The organism is Cribrihabitans pelagius, assembly GCF_048820915.1.
Taxonomy (GTDB): domain Bacteria; phylum Pseudomonadota; class Alphaproteobacteria; order Rhodobacterales; family Rhodobacteraceae; genus Cribrihabitans_A; species Cribrihabitans_A pelagius.
On record NZ_JBMERR010000008.1, the window covers coordinates 49,363 to 67,777 of the forward strand.

Here is an 18,415-nt window from a genome sequence, read left to right on the forward strand (position 1 = left end):
CCTAGCTGGTTTACGATCCGGTAATGGCTCCGGTCTTGTTCCCGCGCGGGGTTGCCAGCGCAGGCTTGCGGCGCGAGGCGCCGGGGCAGGGCGCGGCCTATAGCCCGGTAGCGGGTGTCAGGGCCCGGGCTGCGCGTCCTTGTGTCCAGAGTGCCGGCGGCAGCGGGTCAGGCTGTAGTGCCACTTGCAGGAACTCATAGTTCCAACTGGCCTGATGCGGCCGCAGAAAGTTGTCGTCTTTGATATCTTTATAGCGCGACCTTGGCGTCTTCGCAGCAATGGCGTGCAGGCGGGACGCGCCCCGGCGGGCGCTGCAAAACAGTGCTGGCCAGCGGCGGCACCCCTTGCGGCCCGCCAGCCGCGGGCGGGCTTCCGGGATGTGCCGATTGCGACAGCGCGGGGCCGGCGCGGGAAATTGCGGGTGCCGGGAGGCTCTGCCGGAAAATTGTGCAGGCGCTGGCCGAAACGCGACCTCTCCGGCTCTTCAGCCCGCCTCCGGTCCAGGGTGCAGCCGCCGCTCGGCCGAGCGCGCGTGGCCCTCCATGCCCTCCACCCGGCTGATGCTGGCGGTGCGCCGGGCCAGCTCCTGCGCGGCCCCGGGGCTGCTGCGCTGCCAGGTGACGGTCTTGATGAACTTGTGCACCGACAGCCCGCCGGTATAGCGCGCCGCGCCGCTGGTGGGCAGCACGTGGTTGGGGCCCGCCGCCTTGTCGCCGAAAGGCACGGTTGTTTCCGCCCCCAGGAACAGCGAGCCATAGCTGCTGAGCCGCTCCAGCCACCAGTCCAGATCCGATGCCTGCACGTGCAGATGCTCGGGCGCGTAAGAATCGGCGACCTGCGCCGCCTCTTCGCGGGTTTCGCACAGCACCACCTCGCCGCGCTCGGCCCAGGCCTGGCTGGCGGCGGTGGCGTTGGGTTCGGGCAGGGTGGCGGCCAGCCGCGGCACCAGCGCCATCACCTCCTGCGCCAGCGCCGCATCGGTGGCGACCAGCCAGACCGGGCTGTCAGCGCCGTGTTCGGCCTGGCCCGCAAGATCCCAGGCCACTGTTTCAGGATTGGCCGCCCCGTCCGCGATCACCAGAGAGTCGGTGGGGCCTGCAAACATGTCGATGCCGACGCGGCCGAACAGCATCCGCTTGGCCTCGGCCACATAGGCATTGCCGGGGCCTGCGAGGATATCGGCAGGCCGCGCGCCGAAAAAGCCATGCGCCATCGCCGCGATGCCCTGCACGCCGCCAAGGTTCAGGATCATGTCGGCCCCCGCCAGATCCATCGCATAGAGGATCGCGTCGGGAATGCCCGCACCGGGGCGGGGCGGCGAGACCGCGGTGATATGCGGCACACCCGCCACCTTGGCGGTGGTGATCGTCATCAGTGCGCTGGCCACATGGCTGTAACGGCCGCCCGGCACGTAGCAGCCGGCACTGGATACCGGGATCTGTCTCTGCCCCGCCACATGGCCGGGAAACAGCTCCACCTCGCAGTCGCGGATGGTCGCCCGCTGCGCCTCGGCAAAGCGGCGGATGTTGGCATGGGCAAAGCGGATGTCCTCTTTCAGCGCTTCCGGCACCCGGGCGCAGGCGGCCTCCCGTTCGGCGGGGGTGACCGCGATGCGCCCGGTCCACTTGTCGAGCCGCTCGGCATAGCGGCGCACCTCCGCCTCGCCGCCCTGGGCGATCCGGGCCAGCATGATGGCCACCGTGTCGCGGATATCCGCGTTCTCGGCTGCGGGGCGCGGGCCTGCCTTCTTCAGATAGGTGATCGTCATCTCGTCTCCTTTCGTGCGGCGCGCGGCGGCTCAGGCGCGCAGGCGGCTGTGGGTGGGGTCATAGGGGCAGGGCGGGATCACCCGCGCGGGCACCAGATCGCCGCAAAGGTCCAGCTGCATCGCGCTGCCGGGCGCCGAGAGTTCCGGCCGCACATAGGCCAGCGCAAGATTCTTGCCGGTTCGGTGGCCCCATGCGCCGGACGTCACCGTGCCCGCCACCTTGCCGCCCAGCATCAACGAGGCCCCCGAGGGGGCGGGCGCATGGCTGCAGCCGATCTCCAGCGTCACCAGCTTGCGCCGCGGGCCGTCCTGATGGCGCTGCGCCAACGCCGCGCGGCCGTTGAAATCCTGGTTGTCCATCGCGACAAAACGGTCCAGCCCGGCCTCGAACGGGTCGAACTCGGTCAGCAGATCGGCCTTCCAGTGCAGGAAACTCTTCTCCAGCCGCATCGCCTCCGCCGCGCGGGCGCCGAACAGGGTGAGCCCGTGCGCCGCGCCTGCCTGCCGCAGCGCCAGATAGGCCGCATGGAGCGAAGCATTGGGCACGTGGATTTCATAGGCCGGCTCGCCCGAGTAGCTGACGCTCATCACCGTGGCAGGGGCGATGCCCACGACACATTCCCGCAGGCTCAGCCAGGGGAAGACCTGCGCTGACCAATCGCCGCGGGCGCAGGCGCTGAGGATTTCGCGCGCCTTCGGGCCTGCCAGCACCAGCACGGTCTGCGCCTCGGTGAGGCTGCGGATCCGCACGTCCTCGCCCGGGCGGATGTGCTGGTTCAGCCAGTCGAGGTCGTGATCTTCGCTGGCAGCGGCGGAGCCGTACCAGATGCGCGCGGGCCCGCGGCCGGAGGCCGGCAGCCGCGCCAGCGTTGCCTCGCTCTTCACCATGCCCTGATGGTTCAGCATATATCCCAGCCGCACCCGTCCGTCGCGCCCGGGGAGCGGGGTGCAGAACATCCGGCCCAGGAACGCCTCCCGGTCGGTGCCGGTGATCTCCAGCCGGTTGAAGCCGTTCACTTCGCTCAGCCCCGCGGCATTCTGCACCTGGCGCACCTCGGCTGCGACCGCATCGAATTCGGCACCGAAGGCGAAGCCGGGCGCGGCCTCGAACGCCGGGGAGGGCTTGAAGTAATCCGCCCGCTCCCAGCCGTTCACCACCGCGAACTCCGCGCCTGCAGCCTCCAGCACCGGGGTCAGCGGCGTGGTGCGGGCGGGCCGGCCCGCCGGGCGGTGCTCATGCGGGAAATGGAAGCGGAACTCGTTCTGGTAGTCCTCCACCGCCTTCAGCGCGGTCAGCTCGGCATTGGCATGGCGCCCGAAGCGGCGCGGGTCCAGGCACCAGGTGTCGACGCAGGCCTCGCCATGCACGATCTGCTGCGCCAGCAGCCAGCCGTGTCCGCCGCCCTCGCCCAGCCCGGCGCGCAACCCGATGATGCAATAGGCATTGCGCTTGCCCGGCACCGGACCGACCAGCGGCGCGCCGTCGATGGTATAGGTGATCGGCCCGTTCACCACGCTGCGGATGCCGGTCTCCCGCAGCGCGGGCATCCGGGCAAAGGCGCCGTCCAGAACCGTCATCACCCGCTCCAGGTCATCGGGGCAGAGCGCATTGGTGAACTCCGGATCGATCCCGTCCATCCCCCAGGTCTTGCAGCCCTGCTCGTAAAAGCCGATCAGCAGGCCGTTCTTCTCCTGGCGGCAGTAGAAATCGGAGACCGGGCAGCGGATCAGCGGCATCCGGGCCGGGGACTGCGCGATTCCGGGGATGTCTTCGGTCAGGAAATACTGGTGCTCCATCGACGCGACGGGGTGATGCACGCCCATCATCGCGCCAATCTCGTTCACCCGGTAGCCGCCGGCATTCACCACCACGTCGCAATCCACATCGCCGCGCGGCGTGTGCACGGTCCAGGTGCCGTCTCGGCGCTGCCTGAGACCGGTGACCGGCGTGTGGCGGTGCACCTCGGCGCCTGCCTTGCGGGCGCGGCGCGCCAGCGCCTGGCACAGCTGCGCCGGGTCGATGTCGCCGTCCGAGGGATCCCACAGCCCGCCTGCCAGGCCGTCCGGCGACAGCAGCGGATGGCGGCGGGCGCACTCAGCGGCGTCGATCACTTCGAACGCAACCCCCACGCCCCGCGCCATCGACGCGAAATGCCGGTAGCCCGTCATATGCGCCTCGGTCCCCGCCAGCCGGATGCCGCCGTCGCCGTGGTGGTAGCCGACCGGGTAGTCCGGGTCTTCGGAGAGTTCCTTGTAGAGCGCGATGGAATGGGACTTCAGCGCCACCATGGTCTGATTGGTGCCGAAATTCGTCACCTGCGCGGCGGAGTGCCAGGTGGTGCCGCTGGTCAGCTCGTCGCGCTCCAGCAGCATGACGTCGTGCCAGCCCTCCTGCGTGAGGTGGTAGAGGGTCGAACATCCGGCGATGCCGCCGCCGATCACGACGGCCCTGGTGCGGGACTTCATGGTGCGGGATTTCATGGTCCGGGCTCCCTTGTCTGCTGTTGCCGCAAGGACAGCACAGATCGCGTGCAAGCCAAGATAATTCCGCTCGCTTCGAAATCATGCGAGGCTTGCTGGCAGAACGTCGAAGCAAGCACAGGCGGCAACCTAGTCCTCGAGGTGGAAACTGTCCCGCAGCCAGGGGAAATCCGCCAGCAGCGGCTGGATCGCATGGGCGGAGATCAATTCGCGCAGCTTCTGGTCCACCAGCGCCAGCACCGGCGGCGCGCATTCGGGGCTTGCCACCAGCACAATCGAGCGGGCAAAGCTGCGGCCCGGGAAACGCACCACCTGCAGGCGCGGCCGGAAGCGGCGGGCGCGGGCGTATTGCAAGGGCGTGGTGATGGTCCAGCCGGCGCCGCTTGCCACCATTGCCATCAGGGTCTGGTTGTTGGCGCATTCAAAGCGGTTCGGCAGGCTGACTCCGGTCCTTTGCAGCTGCGCCTCGATCTGGCGGGCGATCATAAGCCGGGCGGAGAACCGCAGGAAAGGCAGCGGTGTGCGCCCGTGCAGGATGTCCGAAGGATCGTGGCCAATACCTGCGGGCAGCACCATCACAAAAGGGTCGCGCAACATGGGCCGCGCCTCCAGGCCGTGGAAACGCTCCTGCGGGTCGCTGGCCAGCCCGGCGTCCAGCTCGCGGGTCTGCAGCAGGCCAAGCACGCCATGGCTGCTGTCGGTGTGGTAGCGGAAATCGCATTTCGGCAAGGCCCCAGCCAGGTAGACCGCCAGTTCCGGTGCGATGTCGCTGTCGAAATCGTCGATCAGCCCCAGCCGCAGCAGCCGGGTTTCGGCGAGGTTGCCACCCGAGGCCTCGGTTTTGGCCTTGCGGATGGCCAGAAGCGCTTCGTCGATATTGCGCAGGAAGCGCGCCCCGGCGGGCGTCAGCACCATCGGGCGGCGGGCATGGTCGAACAGCGCCACACCGAGATGATCTTCGAGATTGCGCAAGTGATGCGACACGGTGCTGACTGAAAGGCCGGTCTCGGCCGCCACCGCCTGCAAAGTGCCCTTGCGGGCGCAGATCTGGAACATCTCAAGCCATTGCAGGCTCAGCTCTTTGCGCTTCATCGGCTGCCGGTCCCCTCTTCCGCCTGGCGCCGATGCTGCCAGACTTCCGCCGCGCCCGCCACGGATTTGCAAGCAAGGCCGGGCGCTGGATCAGCGGTTTCCGCAAATGGCGCCTGCGGCGCCATGCCTCCGGCGGGGGTATTGGGGGTCAGAAAGCAGCGGGCGGCCCTGGGCTGCTTTCTGGCCGGAAATACCCTGGGGTGAATGCGCCGTCAGGCGCAGAGGGGCAAAGCCCCTCGTGGCGGAGCGCGCAGGGTTTGCTGGAAAAATCCGCGGAACCGGCTATACTTCCTCTCTATGCCAGATAACCCCGCCAGCCGGGCCGCTCCGGTCCGCGGGCTGCGGGGAAAGGGGGGCAGGATGCTGATTGCGGCCGTGCTGGTCCTGATTGTTGCGGGATCCGTCGCGTTCCATCTTCTCAGTCCGTGGTGGTGGACGCCGATCGCGTCGAACTGGGATTACATCGACAATACGCTGGTCATCACCTTCTGGATAACCGGCGCCGTCTTTGCGGCGGTTGTGCTCTTCATGGCCTATTGCGTCTGGAAGTTCCGCCACCGCCCTGGCCACAAGGCCGCATTCGATCCCGAGAACAGGCGGCTGGAATGGGTGCTGACGGGGTTCACCGCGGCGGGGGTGGCGGCGATGCTGGTGCCGGGGCTGTTTGTCTGGAACCAGTTCGTCACCGTGCCGGAAGACGCGGCCGAGGCCGAGGTCTTTGGCCAGCAGTGGAGCTGGGCCTACCGGCTGCCGGGTGCGGACGGCCGGCTGGGCATGGCGGATGCGGAGTGGGTCAGCGCCGAAAACCCGCTTGGCGTCAGCCCGCATGACCGGTTCGGGCGGGACGATGTCATCGTCGAGGGCGGCGGGATCTACCTGCCTGTCGATCAGCCGGTCAAGCTGCTGCTGCGCTCGGTCGACGTGCTGCACAATTTCTACGTGCCGGAGTTCCGCGCCAAGATGGACATGGTGCCGGGCATGGTGACCTACATCTGGTTCACCCCGACCCGCACCGGTGAATTCGAGGTGCTCTGCGCCGAGTACTGCGGCACCGCGCATGCCTTCATGCGCGGGTCGGTGACCGTGGTTGAGGCGGAGGAATATGAGGAGTGGCTGCAAGAGCAGCTGACATTTGAGGACTACGCCAATGCGGGCTCTGAAACCGGGGCCGGAACCAGGCTCGCAAGGCACTAAGGACAGCCCCCGGGTCTTGGCGGGCGTGGCGCGCCCTTCCCGTTTGCCAGAGCCAAACCTGCGCTTTGACGGGGAGGCCGGGCGCCGCCGAGCCTATCGGCCGGGCGATACCTCGGAATTGGATGGAGTTCTGCAATGACCGACTACTTGCCTGAGCCAGACCGCAGCTTGCCGCCGCGCGAAGTGCCGGACGTGATGCCGCCGCATGCGCATGGCTGGATCGGCAGGTATGTCTTTTCGCAGGATGCCAAATACATCGCCATCCAGTATTCCGGCACCGCGGTGGCGATCGGGCTGGTGGCCCTGGTGCTGTCCTGGCTGATGCGGCTGCAGCTGGGCTTTCCGGACCTATTCGACTTCATCACGCCCGAGGCGTACTACCAGTTCGTCACCATGCATGGGATGATCATGGTGATCTACCTGCTCACCGCGATCTTTCTGGGCGGTTTTGGCAACTACCTGATCCCGCTGATGGTCGGGGCGCGGGACATGGTGTTTCCCTTCGTCAATATGCTCAGCTACTGGATCTACCTGCTGGCTGTCCTGGTGCTGGCGGCCAGCTTCTTTGTCCCCGGCGGTCCGACCGGGGCGGGCTGGACGCTCTATCCGCCGCAGGCGGTGCTGTCGGGCACGCCAGGCGGCCAGCAGGCGGGTATCGTCCTGATGCTGGTCTCGCTGATCCTGTTCATCATCGGCTTTACCATGGGCGGGCTGAACTATGCCGTGACCGTGCTCCAGGCCCGCACCCGCGGCATGACGATGATGCGTCTGCCGCTCACGGTCTGGGGCATCTTCACCGCGACGGTGATGGCGCTGCTGGCCTTTCCGGCGCTGTTCGTGGCCTGCGTGATGATGCTGTTTGACCGGCTGCTGGGAACGTCGTTCTTCATGCCTACGCTGGTAGAGCTGGGGGAAAAGCTCAGCTACGGCGGCGGCAGCCCGATTGCCTTCCAGCACCTGTTCTGGTTCTTCGGCCATCCGGAGGTCTATATCGTCGCGCTGCCCGCCTTCGGCATCGTTTCCGACCTGATTGCGGTGCATGCGCGCAAGAACGTCTTTGGCTACCGGATGATGGTCTGGGCCATCGTCATCATCGGCGCGCTCAGCTTCATCGTCTGGGCCCATCATATGTATGTCTCGGGCATGCACCCGTGGTTCGGCTTCTTCTTTGCCACCACAACGCTGATCATCGCCATCCCGACGGCGCTCAAGGTCTACAACTGGGTGCTGACATTGTGGAAGGGCGACATCCACCTGACTATCCCGATGCTGTTTGCGCTGGGCTTCATCGTGACCTTCGTGAACGGCGGTCTCACGGGGCTGTTCCTAGGCAATGTGGTGGTCGACGTGCCGCTTTCCGACACGATGTTCGTGGTGGCGCATTTCCACATGGTGATGGGGGTGGCGCCGATCATGGTGATCTTCGGTGCGGTCTATCACTGGTATCCCAAGATGACCGGCCGGATGCTGAACGAGATGATGGGCCGCATCCATTTCTGGGTCACCTTCCTGGGCGCCTATGCGGTGTTCTTCCCGATGCATTACGTCGGGCTGGTGGGGGTGCCGCGGCGCTATTTCGAGATCGGCGAGCCCGCCTTCCTCACCGCGCCGGTGGATGGGCTGAATGCCTTCATCTCGGCCGCGGCGCTGATCGTGGGGGCGGTGCAGGTATTGTTCCTCTTCAACCTGTTCTGGAGCCTGCGGCACGGGCAGGCGGCGGGGCCCAATCCCTGGCGCGCGGCCTCGCTGGAGTGGCAGACGCCCGAAACTCCGCCCGAGCACGGCAACTGGGGGGACGAGCTGCCCAATGTCTACCGCTGGGCCTATGACTACAGCGTGCCGGGAGCGCCCGCGGATTATGTGGCGCAGAACGATCCCTGGGTGCCCGAGGGCGCGGGGCGGCGGCTGTGAGCGTGATCATCGCCTTCCTGGCGCTGGTAGCGCTGGCGGCCGGGCTGTGGCTGTCGCGCCAGCAGCTGGCGTCGCGGCCCTGGCTGGAGACCGGGCTTGCCCCTATCGCGGGCCACGGGCCAGGCCGGGCGCCGGGTGTTGTCTTTGTAGGAGTGCTGGTGGCGGTGATCGGCGCGCTGTTTGCGATGCTGGGCAGCGCCTTTGTGATGCAGATCGAGGCGACGCCCTGGGAACTGGTGCCGTTGCCGGGGCGGGTGTGGCTGAACACCGTGTTGCTGCTGTTGGCCAGCGCCTGTTTGCAATTTGCCGTCGCTCTTGCGAGGGCGGGCCGGGAGCGCTGGCTGCGCGCGGTGGTGGCAGCTGCGGTTCTGGCCACGCTGGCTTTCCTGGCGGGCCAGCTGCAGGTCTGGGCCGCGCTCACGGCCGGGGGATACCGGCTGGACGGGGCGCCGGCGGCGAGCTTCTTCTATCTGATTACCGGGCTGCACGGGCTGCACATGGCGGGCGGCATCCTCGCGCTGGCGCTGCTTTGGACCCGGCCCGCGGCCAGTGCGGTCAAGCTGCTGCCAGGGGTGCGGCTCTGTGCGATCTACTGGCATGCGCTGCTGGCGTTCTGGCTGATGCTCTTTGCCCTGCTTCAGGGCTGGGGCAACGCTTTTCTGGCGTTGTGCCGGGCGGCCGTGACCTGAACGGGAACAGTGGAGGAGGAGACCCGATGGACCATCCGTTGCAAGGTGAGGAGCAGACTCTGGCGCGCGAGGGCCACAGCGGCTTTGCCGCAGACTGGAGCTCGGACCAGCGGGTGTTCAAGCGGGTCTCCTGGGGCAAGGCGATGATGTGGATCCTCCTGGTGAGCGACACCTTCATCTTTGCCTGTTTCCTGGTCGCCTATCTGACCGCACGCAGTTCCACCACCGCCGAGTGGCCCAATGCCAGCGAGGTCTTTGCCCTGCATATCGGCGGAAGGAACCTGCCGCTGCTTCTGATCGCGATCATGACCTTTGTGCTGATTTCCTCCTCCGGCACCATGGCGATGGCGGTGAATTGCGCCTACCGCAAGGCGCGCAAGGCCACCGCCCTCCTAATGCTCGCCACCGCTGCGCTGGGCGCGGCTTTTGTCGGGATGCAGGCATTTGAGTGGTCCAAGCTGATCTCCGAAGGGGTGCGCCCCTGGGGCAACCCCTGGGGGGCGGAGCAGTTCGGCGCCAGTTTCTTCATGATCACCGGCTTCCACGGCACCCATGTCACCATCGGTGTGATTTTCCTGCTGATCGTCGCCCGCCGGGTCTGGCGCGGCGACTTCGACCGCAACCAGCGCAGCTGGATGTCGCAGGGCAACGGCGATTACGAGGCGGTGGAGATCATGGGGCTCTACTGGCACTTCGTCGACCTGGTCTGGGTCTTCATCTTTGCATTCTTCTATCTGTGGTAGGGGGCTTCCATGACGCATTCACCGCAAACCGCCGATACTGGCCAGGCTGCCCACGACGACGGCCAGCAGCATCCGATCCGGCTTTACCTCCTGGTCTGGGGGCTTCTGTTCCTGCTCAGCGCGGCCTCCTACTATGTCGATTACGCAGGGTTCGAGGGGCTCTTGCGCTGGAGCCTGATCCTGATCTTCATGACGCTGAAAGCGGGGCTGATCATTGCCGTCTTCATGCATCTGGCCTGGGAGCGGCTGGCCCTCGGTTACGCCATCCTGCTGCCGCCCCTGGCGATGATCGGGCTGCTCGCGATCATGGTGATCGAATCCGGTTACACCGCCGGCACGCGGGTGGAGCGGCTGGGGCAGGGGGCGCAGGCGCAGCAGCCGGAGTAGCCAGGCAGGCCCTGGCCGCCGCGGACGCTGGTAGTGCCGCCGCAATGCATTTTGCTTTCCGTCAGGGTCTTGCAATCCGGCGGCCAGGTCCGGCAGGTTGCCGCTGGACGGATCGAGGCCAGAGGACCCTGCCATGCAACTCACGGAAATTGCGCTGCTTGTTGCCGCCGGAGCGGGCGCGGGCGTGCTCAATGCGGTGGCGGGGGGCGGCACATTCCTGACTTTCCCGGCGCTCATATGGCTGGGCCTTCCACCTGTGGCCGCCAACGCCACCGCGACGCTGTCGGCGCTGCCGGGCTATGCGGGCAGCGCCTGGGGCTTCCGCCGTGACCTCAAGGCCGAGGGCGCGCTGAGCTTGCGCGCCACCGCCCTGATCGCGGCGCTGGGCGGGCTGGCCGGGGCTGGCTTGCTGATCGTCACCCCGGGCGAAGTCTTCATTGGCGTGGTGCCCTGGCTGCTGCTCGCGGCGACCTCGCTGTTTGCCGCCGGCCCTGCGCTGCTGCGCCGGGCGCGCCGCTACGGCAGCGCGGCGGCGGGACCGGTGACCTCCGCGGCGGCGATCTTTGCGGTGTCGGTCTATGGCGGCTATTTCAACGGTGGGCTGGGGATTGTGCTGCTCGCGGCCTTTGGTCTGTTGGGCTATGTCAGCCTGCACGGGATGAACGGTCTGAAGACCCTGCTGTCGGCGGTGCTGTCGCTGATTCCGGCCGCCACCTTCGCCGTGGCCGGGCTGATTGCCTGGGAACAGGCGATGGTGCTGGCGCTGGCAACGGGGGCGGGGGGCTTTGGCGGCGCCTGGATCAGCCGCCGTATCCAGCGCACCCAGCTGCTGCGCGGCTTTGTCACCCTCACCGGCGCGGCGCTGACGCTGGCGTTCTTCATGAACTGAGCCACCGGCACAAAAAGGGCGCGGCCTCCGCCAGATGGCAGGAGGCCGCGCCCATTTTTTGTCACTGGCCGCAAGCGGCGGGATCAGTTCAGGTCGAACCGGCCCGCGTTCATCACCTTCACCCAGGCCGCAATGAACTCCTGCACGAAAGTTTCGCGTGAATCCTCCTGGGCATAGACCTCGGCCAGCGCCCGCAGCTGCGAGTTGGAGCCGAACACCAGGTCCGCCCGCGTCGCGGTCCAGCGCAGCTCGCCGCTGGTGACGTCGCGGCCCTCGTAGGTGCCGTCATCGCTGCCCGGTTTCCACTTCGTGCTCATGTCGAGCAGGTTGGTGAAGAAGTCCGTACTCAGCGTGCCGGGCTTGTCCGTGAAGACCCCGTGGCGGCTGCCGCCATGGGTCGCGCCCAGCACCCGCAGGCCGCCCACCAGCACGGTCATCTCCGGCGCGCTGAGGCCAAGGAGCTGCGCGCGGTCCACCAGGAGCGCCTCTGCCGGGGCGTCCAGCGGCTGCTTCTGGTAGTTGCGGAAACCATCGGCGCGCGGCTCCATCACCGCAAAGGACTCCGCATCGGTCCATTCCGCGCTGGCATCGGTGCGGCCCGGGGTGAAGGGCACCTCGGCCGGATGGCCCGCCGCTTTGGCAGCTTCTTCGATGGCGGCAGCGCCCCCCAGCACGATGAGATCTGCCAGCGAGACCTTTTTGCGGCCGCTCTGGGCGCTGTTGAAGCTGTCCTGCACCCGCTCCAGCGCGCTCAGCACCCGGGAGAGCTGCTCCGGCTCGTTCGCTTCCCAGTCCTTCTGCGGCGCCAGGCGGATGCGGGCGCCATTGGCACCGCCGCGCATGTCCGAGCCGCGGTAGGTGGAGGCCGAGGCCCAAGCGGTCTTGACCAGCTCACCCACGGTCAGACCTGTGGCGAGGATCTGCTTTTTCAGCCCGGCCACGTCCGAGGCCTCGACCAGCGGATGGTCTACCGGCGGCAACGGGTCCTGCCAGATCAGGTCTTCCTGCGGCACTTCGGGCCCGAGGTAGCGCGATTTCGGCCCCATATCCCGGTGGGTCAGCTTGAACCAGGCCCGCGCGAAGGCATCGGCGAATTTCTCCGGGTTGGCGTGGTAGCCGCGCGAGATCTTCTCATAGACCGGGTCCATCCGCATCGACATATCGGCCGTGGTCATCATCGGCGGATGCTTCTTGCCGGGATGGTGGGCATCCACCACCATGTGCTCGGGGCGGACGTCCTGCGCCTGCCACTGATGCGCGCCTGCCGGGCTTTTGACCAGCTTCCACTCATAGCCGAACAGCACGTCGAAATAGCCCATGTCCCAGGTCGTCGGATTGGGCTTCCAGGCGCCTTCGATGCCGCTGGTGGTGGTGTCGGCGCCATTGCCCGCGCCATGGGTGTTCAGCCAGCCCAGCCCCATGTGCTCGATCTCGGAGCCCTCCGGTTCCACCCCGACCAGGTCCGGGCTGCCCGCGCCATGCGCCTTTCCGAACGTGTGCCCGCCCGCGACCAGCGCCACGGTCTCCTCGTCGTTCATCGCCATGCGGGCGAAAGTCTCCCGCACATCCTTGCCCGAAGCGACCGGATCCGGATTGCCGTCCGGGCCTTCCGGGTTCACGTAAATCAGACCCATCTGCACGGCGGCCAAGGGGTTCGCCAGATCACGCTCGCCCGAATAGCGGCTGTTGGGCTGGTCGCTGGTGGCGAGCCATTCGGTCTCCGACCCCCAATAGACGTCCTCCTCCGGCTCCCAGACATCGGCGCGCCCGCCGGCAAAGCCAAAGGTCTTGCCGCCCATAGACTCGATAGCGCAGTTCCCGGCGAGGATCATCAGGTCCGCCCACGAGAGCTTGTTGCCGTATTTCTGCTTAACCGGCCACAACAGGCGCCGGGCCTTGTCGAGGTTGCCGTTGTCCGGCCAGGAGTTCAGCGGCGCAAAACGCTGGCTGCCCGAGCCGCCGCCGCCGCGCCCGTCGGCCACCCGGTAGGTGCCGGCACTGTGCCAGGCCATGCGGATGAACAGCGGCCCGTAATGGCCATAGTCCGCCGGCCACCAGTCCTGGCTGTCGGTCATCAGCGCGTAGAGGTCCTGCTTCACCGCCTCCAGATCCAGCGACTTGAAGGCCTCGGCGTAGTCGAAATCCGCGCCCAGCGGGTTCGATGCGGGCGCATGCTGGTGCAGGACCTTGAGGTTGAGGAGGTTCGGCCACCAGTCCTTGTTAGTGGTGCCTCCGATGGCCGATGCGCCGTGGATCACCGGGCATTGGCCTGCGTTTGCGGCGTCGTTTCCGTCCATGTCTGTCTCCGATCTTGGCTGTCGTGCTGAGTGCGGTGCGGCCGCTCCTCTCCGGCCGCTGAGTTTTGCCCGGCACCCGGCATTCGGGGGGAGGCGCCGGGACCGTCCTGCTGTCGAATCGAGCCTAGCAAAGGAATTCCATTGGACTAAGTTGCATTTACTGATCGGACTGATAATCAAAGCCTATGATCAATCTGACCCTCCGCCAGCTCCGCTATTTTGAATCGCTGGCCCGGCACCGGCACTTTGGCCGCGCCGCCGAGGCTTCCGCGGTGTCGCAGCCAGCGCTGTCGGTGCAGATCAAGGAACTGGAGGAAACCCTTGGCGTGCAACTGGTCGAACGCGGCGCCCGGCAGGTGCGGCTGACCCGGCTGGGCGAGGAACTGGCGGAGCGGGCCCGCGCCATCCTGCGCTCGGTTGACGAGCTGGGGGAGCTGGCGCGTGCCTCCCGCGATGGGCTGGCGGGGCGGCTGCGGCTGGGGGTGATCCCGACCGTTGCTCCCTACCTGCTGCCTGCCATCGCCAGCCAGCTGACCCGGCTGCACACCGGGCTGGATTTGCAGGTGCGCGAAACGGTGACGCCCCGGCTGCTGCAGGAGCTGGCGGAGGGGCGGCTGGATACGGCCGTGGTGGCGCTGCCGGTGTCGGAGCCCGCCTTCGAAGAGGTGGCGCTGTTTTCCGAAAGCTTCGTGCTGGTACGCCCGGAGGCGGACGCGGGCAAACCGGTGCCGGACGGCGAAGACTTGCGGCGGATGCGGCTCCTCCTGCTGGAGGAGGGCCACTGCTTCCGCGACCAGGCGCTGTCGTTCTGCAACATGCAGTCCGCCGCCCCGCGCGAGCTGATGGACGGAAGCTCGCTGTCGACGCTGGTGCAGATGGTGGGCGCGGGCATCGGGGTGACGCTGATCCCGGAGATGGCGGTGCCGGTAGAGACCCGCTCGGCCCGCGTCTCGGTCGCCCGATTTGCCGACCCGCAGCCCGCCCGCACCATCGGCATGATCTGGCGCCGCTCCAACCCGCTGGCGCGGCAGCTGATGCAGGTGGCCGATGTGGTGCGCGACTCGGCCGGGGTCTTGCGGCAGGCGCGTGCGCGGCTGCCGTAACCGGGCGGGCAAGGGGCGGGGGCGCAATTTTCCGGCCCGGCCCGCGCAGCCGCTGTTGACTCCGCCCCGAACCCCGATATAAGCGCGGCTTCATTGGTGTTGGTGGCCCCCGCAAGGGGATGCCTGTCATGCCCGGATCCTGGATGCGGAGCAAGAGGACAACGCCCTTAATAGTCGCGGCCAGCCCGGGACGGTTCAAACTGGCCGGTTGCAGCCGCGAGATGCGTTCGCAGCCCGAAAAGTGGGAACCGGCTTTCGGAGAAAGCTGCGAAGCCAAAATTAAGGAGATCAGCCGTGACCAAACGCACGTCTGCCAAGTACAAGATCGACCGCCGCATGGGCGAAAACATCTGGGGCCGCCCGAAGTCCCCGGTCAACCGCCGCGACTACGGTCCGGGCCAGCACGGCCAGCGCCGCAAGGGCAAGCTCAGCGACTTCGGCATCCAGCTGCGCGCCAAGCAGAAGCTCAAGGGCTACTACGGCGACCTGACCGAAAAGCAGTTCCGCCGCATCTACGGCGAAGCCGAGCGTGTGAAGGGCGACACCGGTGAAAACCTGATCGGCCTGCTGGAGCGCCGCCTGGACGCCGTCGTCTACCGCGCCAAATTCGTGCCGACCGTCTTTGCCGCCCGCCAGTTCGTCAACCACGGCCACGTGCTGGTCAACGGCAAGCGCGTCAACATCCCCTCCTACCGCGTGAAAGAGGGCGACCTGATCGAGGTCCGCGACAAGTCCAAGCAGATGGTTGCCGTTCTGGAAGCCACCCAGCTGGCCGAGCGCGACGTGCCCGACTACATCGAAGCCGATCACTCCAAGCTGAAGGCAACCTTCGTGCGCACCCCGTCCCTGGGCGACGTGCCCTACCCGGTGATCATGGAGCCGAACCTGGTCGTCGAATTCTACGCCAAGAACTAAGCCGCGCGCCTCAGGGCGTCTGTCGGGAAGGGCTGCCTCCGGGCAGCCCTTTTTTCGTGCCCGCTCCCCGGGGCGCGCATGTCCGGCTGCCCGGTGCCGTTTCTCGCCCCTTGCCAAGCGGGGCAGGGGCCACCTATCCTGACTGCGGCCCGGAGGCATCCGCCCCGGCAGGCAACAGCGGAGATGTGGCGATGAGAAGTTGGATCTTTGGAATGGCGGCCGCCGCGGCAATGGGGATGGCGATGCTGGCGGCGCCGGCGGCGGTCGCGCAGGCAACCTTGCAGCCTGCTAATCCGCAGCCGGGAAGCGTGAAGCCGGGTCTTGCGGTGCGCTATGCCTACCCGGCCGACGTCAAGAATCTGGCCCAGGCCCGCACCGCGCTCAAGTACCGCAGTGAGCGCGGCCGCCCGATCGCCGGGCTCGACAACCGCGACACCAACGAAGGCGACATCACGCTAACCTCGAAACGGGCGCAGCGGGTGGTGGCGCATATCACTGGCTATGTGCGCATCGACAGGCCCGGCACTTACAACATCGACTTCCTGACCAACGATGGTCTTCTTGCCCGCATCGGCGGCCAGCTTGTGGGCCATTTCGATGGCCGCCAGGCCTGCGACAGCACGCCCCTGACCCAGGTCCGGGTGCCGCAGGCTGGCTGGTATCCGGTCGACATTCTTTATTTTCAGCGCCTTGGCACGTCCTGCCTGCATATGCGCATGGGCCCCGAAGGCAAGCGGCCGCCCTTCATGAAAAACGCATCCTTCGGCCATTAGCGCCACCCGCACTCCCCCCCCCGCGCCACTTTCTGACCAGAAATACCCGGGGGAAGCCCGCAGGGCTGGGGGCAGAGCCCCCCTCTTCCCCGGTGTGGGGCGCGCGCCCTACAGCGGCAGCGGCCGTTCCTCCGCAATCGCCTCCATCGCGAAATAAGAGGTGACGCTGTCCAGCTCCACGCCGGAGATCAGCCGCTGGTAAACCCGGTCATAGCTCGCCATGTCCTGGGTCACTACTTTCAGCTGGTAGTCGTAGTCGCCGCCGATGCGGTGGAAGTCCACCACCTCGGGGATGGTCAGCACGTGGCGGCGGAATTTCTGCAGCCACCCGGCCGAGTGGTGCCGGGTGCGCAACAGCACAAACACCACCAGATCCAGGCCCAGCTGGCTGCGGTCGATCCGCGCCTTTGACCCGCGCAGGAGGCCGCATTCGTTGAGCGCCTTGAGCCGCCGCCAGCAGGCGTTCTGGGACAGGCCCACGGTCTCGGCCAGCTCGCGCTGCGACAGGGAAGCGTCCTGTTGCAGGGCACGCAGGATGGCGCGGTCTATTTGATCTGCATTATGTGCCATGGGGCGATCATATGACACAAAAATGGCAGAATCCATTCAAAGATTGATAACGATTCCGCTTGGATCTCCGTTCATACTGACCGCCAGGAAAACCAAGGCGCAGCAAGGCGCAGAGGGAGACGCAGATGAGCCTGTCCGCATTCAAGCACACTATCGCCGAGGCCGCCGCGGCTGGCGCTCTTGCTCAAAGCATCATCGGCGAGGGGGTGATGATCCCGGGCCTGTTTGGCGAAGTGCCGCTGGTCTATGCCGATTACGTCGCCTCGGGCCGCGCGCTCCGGCAGGTCGAGGATTTCATCGCCGCCGAGGTGCTGCCCTTCTACGCCAACTCGCACACCGAGGCGTCTTATTGCGGCGCCCGTATGACCCGCCTGCGCCGCGCGGCACGGGCGGAAATCGCCCGGCTTACCGGCGCCTTGGCACAGGACGCGGTGATCTTTGCAGGCTCCGGCGCCACCGCCGGGCTGAACCGGCTGGTGAGCCTCTTCGGCATCAACGAAGCCCAGGCCCCGGTGGTTTTCACCGGCCCTTACGAGCATCACTCCAACATCCTGCCCTGGCGCGAAAGCCGCGCGCAGGTGGTGGAAATCCCCGAAGCGGCGGAGGGCGGCATCGACCTTGCCGCGCTGGAGCGGGCGCTGCTGGAGCATGCGGACAGCGATCTGAAGATCGGCAGCTTCTCTGCGGCTTCCAACGTGACCGGCATCCTCACCGATCCCGATCCGGTCAGTCGGCTGCTGCACGCCCATGGCGCGCTGGCGGTCTGGGACTATGCCGGCGGCGGCCCGTATCTGCCGGTGGACATGGGCGCGAGGGGGGCCGCGCGCAAAGATGCGGTAGTGGTCTCGCCGCATAAATTCCCCGGCGGTCCCGGCGCTTCGGGCTTGCTCATCGTCAATCAGGACGCGGTGCGCCGCCGCCGCCCCTCCTGGCCCGGCGGCGGCACGGTCAGCTTCGTCTCGCCCTGGCAGCATGACTACAGCGCTGACCTTTCCGCGCGCGAAGAAGCAGGCACGCCAAATGTGATCGGCGACATCCGCGCGGCACTTGCCTTGCTGGTGAAGGAAGCCGTGGGGCAAGAGCGGATCGAAGCCCGCGAGGCCCGCTTTGCGCAGATGGCCTGGGAGGGCTGGGGCAATGACCCGCATCTGACGCTTCTGGGCCACCGCGAGGCGCCCCGATTGCCGATCTTCTCCTTCCTCGTCCGCGACAGCGAAGGCAATCCAGTGCATCAGCAGCTCTTCACCCGCATGCTGAGCGATGTCCACGGCATCCAGGCCCGCGGCGGCTGCGCCTGCGCCGGGCCTTATGCGCACCGGCTGCTGGGGATCGGCGAGGCGGAGTCCGAAGCCCTTTTTTCGGACCTGAAGGCGGGGCAGGAGATGCGCAAGCCCGGCTGGGTGCGGCTCAACTTCTCCTACCTGATGACGGAGGAAACCGTGGCCCATGTGATCCGAAGCGTCAGCGATCTGGCCCGCCGGGCGGGCAAGCTGGCCGCGCATTACGAGGCCGACCCCGCCACCGCCCGGTTCCGCTCCCGCGCGGCCTGATGCGGCGGGCCGGCAGCGCAATGGGGGAGCGCCATCTTGCCGCTTCCCCATGG

The 18,415-nt window shown here is 67.1% G+C and carries 15 protein-coding genes; 10 read left to right on the forward strand and 5 right to left on the reverse strand.

The annotated features are described in order from the left end of the window. Nucleotides 1-484 precede the first annotated feature (484 nt). The 3 genes from hisD to ACOHX0_RS08985 form a co-directional block, all read right to left on the reverse strand. On the reverse strand, nucleotides 485-1,768 hold the full coding sequence (hisD, locus tag ACOHX0_RS08975; RefSeq protein ID WP_420676338.1) for a histidinol dehydrogenase: 1,284 nt from the start codon (nucleotides 1,766-1,768) through the stop codon (nucleotides 485-487). Between the two features lie 30 nt (nucleotides 1,769-1,798). Further along, the gene (locus ACOHX0_RS08980) at nucleotides 1,799-4,234 is read right to left on the reverse strand and encodes a GcvT family protein (RefSeq protein ID WP_420676463.1); all 2,436 of its coding nucleotides are present in this window, start codon (nucleotides 4,232-4,234) and stop codon (nucleotides 1,799-1,801) included. A 144-nt stretch (nucleotides 4,235-4,378) separates the two neighbouring features. After that, nucleotides 4,379-5,341: a LysR family transcriptional regulator gene (locus tag ACOHX0_RS08985; RefSeq protein ID WP_420676339.1), complete on the reverse strand. Its 963-nt coding sequence runs from the start codon at nucleotides 5,339-5,341 to the stop codon at nucleotides 4,379-4,381. A 360-nt stretch (nucleotides 5,342-5,701) separates the two neighbouring features. Here ACOHX0_RS08985 and ACOHX0_RS08990 point away from each other — a divergent pair, with 360 nt between their 5' ends. The 6 genes from ACOHX0_RS08990 (at nucleotide 5,702) to ACOHX0_RS09015 (ending at nucleotide 11,154) form a co-directional block, all read left to right on the forward strand. Continuing rightward, nucleotides 5,702-6,535 carry a cytochrome c oxidase subunit II gene (locus ACOHX0_RS08990; protein ID WP_420676340.1) on the forward strand — a complete coding sequence of 278 codons (834 nt, stop codon included), beginning with the start codon at nucleotides 5,702-5,704 and terminating at the stop codon, nucleotides 6,533-6,535. A 135-nt stretch (nucleotides 6,536-6,670) separates the two neighbouring features. Continuing rightward, nucleotides 6,671-8,446, forward strand: coding sequence for a cbb3-type cytochrome c oxidase subunit I (locus ACOHX0_RS08995; RefSeq protein WP_420676341.1), 1,776 nt, complete (start codon nucleotides 6,671-6,673; stop codon nucleotides 8,444-8,446). After that, nucleotides 8,443-9,135, forward strand: a complete 693-nt coding sequence (locus tag ACOHX0_RS09000; protein ID WP_420676342.1) for a cytochrome c oxidase subunit 3 — start codon at nucleotides 8,443-8,445, stop codon at nucleotides 9,133-9,135. Before ACOHX0_RS08995 ends, ACOHX0_RS09000 begins: the two co-directional genes overlap by 4 nt. Before the next feature lie 26 nt (nucleotides 9,136-9,161). Then, nucleotides 9,162-9,878, forward strand: a complete 717-nt coding sequence (locus ACOHX0_RS09005) for a heme-copper oxidase subunit III family protein (protein ID WP_420676343.1) — start codon at nucleotides 9,162-9,164, stop codon at nucleotides 9,876-9,878. A gap of 9 nt (nucleotides 9,879-9,887) precedes the next feature. Next, nucleotides 9,888-10,265, forward strand: coding sequence for a cytochrome C oxidase subunit IV family protein (locus ACOHX0_RS09010; RefSeq protein WP_420676344.1), 378 nt, complete (start codon nucleotides 9,888-9,890; stop codon nucleotides 10,263-10,265). Between the two features lie 133 nt (nucleotides 10,266-10,398). Then, the gene (locus ACOHX0_RS09015) at nucleotides 10,399-11,154 is read left to right on the forward strand and encodes a sulfite exporter TauE/SafE family protein (protein WP_420676345.1); all 756 of its coding nucleotides are present in this window, start codon (nucleotides 10,399-10,401) and stop codon (nucleotides 11,152-11,154) included. A gap of 83 nt (nucleotides 11,155-11,237) precedes the next feature. Here ACOHX0_RS09015 and katG read toward each other — a convergent pair whose 3' ends face one another. Continuing rightward, the gene (katG, locus tag ACOHX0_RS09020; protein ID WP_420676346.1) at nucleotides 11,238-13,451 is read right to left on the reverse strand and encodes a catalase/peroxidase HPI; all 2,214 of its coding nucleotides are present in this window, start codon (nucleotides 13,449-13,451) and stop codon (nucleotides 11,238-11,240) included. A 185-nt stretch (nucleotides 13,452-13,636) separates the two neighbouring features. Between katG and ACOHX0_RS09025 the strand changes: the two genes are divergently transcribed. The 3 genes from ACOHX0_RS09025 (at nucleotide 13,637) to ACOHX0_RS09035 (ending at nucleotide 16,242) form a co-directional block, all read left to right on the forward strand. Continuing rightward, complete coding sequence (locus ACOHX0_RS09025; RefSeq protein WP_420676347.1) at nucleotides 13,637-14,554, forward strand: LysR substrate-binding domain-containing protein; 918 nt, start codon at nucleotides 13,637-13,639, stop codon at nucleotides 14,552-14,554. A gap of 294 nt (nucleotides 14,555-14,848) precedes the next feature. After that, nucleotides 14,849-15,469: a 30S ribosomal protein S4 gene (gene rpsD / locus ACOHX0_RS09030; protein WP_420676348.1), complete on the forward strand. Its 621-nt coding sequence runs from the start codon at nucleotides 14,849-14,851 to the stop codon at nucleotides 15,467-15,469. Between the two features lie 191 nt (nucleotides 15,470-15,660). Beyond that, complete coding sequence (locus tag ACOHX0_RS09035; protein WP_420676349.1) at nucleotides 15,661-16,242, forward strand: PA14 domain-containing protein; 582 nt, start codon at nucleotides 15,661-15,663, stop codon at nucleotides 16,240-16,242. A 108-nt stretch (nucleotides 16,243-16,350) separates the two neighbouring features. Here the strand turns inward: ACOHX0_RS09035 and ACOHX0_RS09040 are convergent, their stop codons facing one another. Continuing rightward, a complete protein-coding gene (locus ACOHX0_RS09040) occupies nucleotides 16,351-16,812 on the reverse strand; it encodes an Lrp/AsnC family transcriptional regulator (protein WP_420676350.1) in 462 nt (153 codons plus the stop codon). A gap of 125 nt (nucleotides 16,813-16,937) precedes the next feature. On the opposite strand from ACOHX0_RS09040, the gene ACOHX0_RS09045 reads away from it, so the two are divergent. Further along, complete coding sequence (locus tag ACOHX0_RS09045; RefSeq protein ID WP_420676351.1) at nucleotides 16,938-18,362, forward strand: aminotransferase class V-fold PLP-dependent enzyme; 1,425 nt, start codon at nucleotides 16,938-16,940, stop codon at nucleotides 18,360-18,362. Nucleotides 18,363-18,415: the final 53 nt, after the last annotated feature.

What these genes read in the sequence shown, in the direction of transcription:
- ACOHX0_RS09005 (WP_420676343.1), top strand. Translation starts at nt 9,162, where the DNA reads ATGGACCATCCGTTGCAAGGTGAGGAGCAGACTCTGGCGCGCGAGGGC.
- katG (WP_420676346.1), bottom strand. Translation starts at nt 13,451, where the DNA reads ATGGACGGAAACGACGCCGCAAACGCAGGCCAATGCCCGGTGATCCAC.
- ACOHX0_RS09045 (WP_420676351.1), top strand. Translation starts at nt 16,938, where the DNA reads ATGAGCCTGTCCGCATTCAAGCACACTATCGCCGAGGCCGCCGCGGCT.
- ACOHX0_RS09040 (WP_420676350.1), bottom strand. Translation starts at nt 16,812, where the DNA reads ATGGCACATAATGCAGATCAAATAGACCGCGCCATCCTGCGTGCCCTG.
- ACOHX0_RS09010 (WP_420676344.1), top strand. Translation starts at nt 9,888, where the DNA reads ATGACGCATTCACCGCAAACCGCCGATACTGGCCAGGCTGCCCACGAC.
- ACOHX0_RS08995 (WP_420676341.1), top strand. Translation starts at nt 6,671, where the DNA reads ATGACCGACTACTTGCCTGAGCCAGACCGCAGCTTGCCGCCGCGCGAA.
- ACOHX0_RS08985 (WP_420676339.1), bottom strand. Translation starts at nt 5,341, where the DNA reads ATGAAGCGCAAAGAGCTGAGCCTGCAATGGCTTGAGATGTTCCAGATC.
- ACOHX0_RS08980 (WP_420676463.1), bottom strand. Translation starts at nt 4,234, where the DNA reads ATGAAGTCCCGCACCAGGGCCGTCGTGATCGGCGGCGGCATCGCCGGA.
- ACOHX0_RS09035 (WP_420676349.1), top strand. Translation starts at nt 15,661, where the DNA reads ATGAGAAGTTGGATCTTTGGAATGGCGGCCGCCGCGGCAATGGGGATG.
- ACOHX0_RS09015 (WP_420676345.1), top strand. Translation starts at nt 10,399, where the DNA reads ATGCAACTCACGGAAATTGCGCTGCTTGTTGCCGCCGGAGCGGGCGCG.
- hisD (WP_420676338.1), bottom strand. Translation starts at nt 1,768, where the DNA reads ATGACGATCACCTATCTGAAGAAGGCAGGCCCGCGCCCCGCAGCCGAG.
- ACOHX0_RS09025 (WP_420676347.1), top strand. Translation starts at nt 13,637, where the DNA reads ATGATCAATCTGACCCTCCGCCAGCTCCGCTATTTTGAATCGCTGGCC.
- ACOHX0_RS08990 (WP_420676340.1), top strand. Translation starts at nt 5,702, where the DNA reads ATGCTGATTGCGGCCGTGCTGGTCCTGATTGTTGCGGGATCCGTCGCG.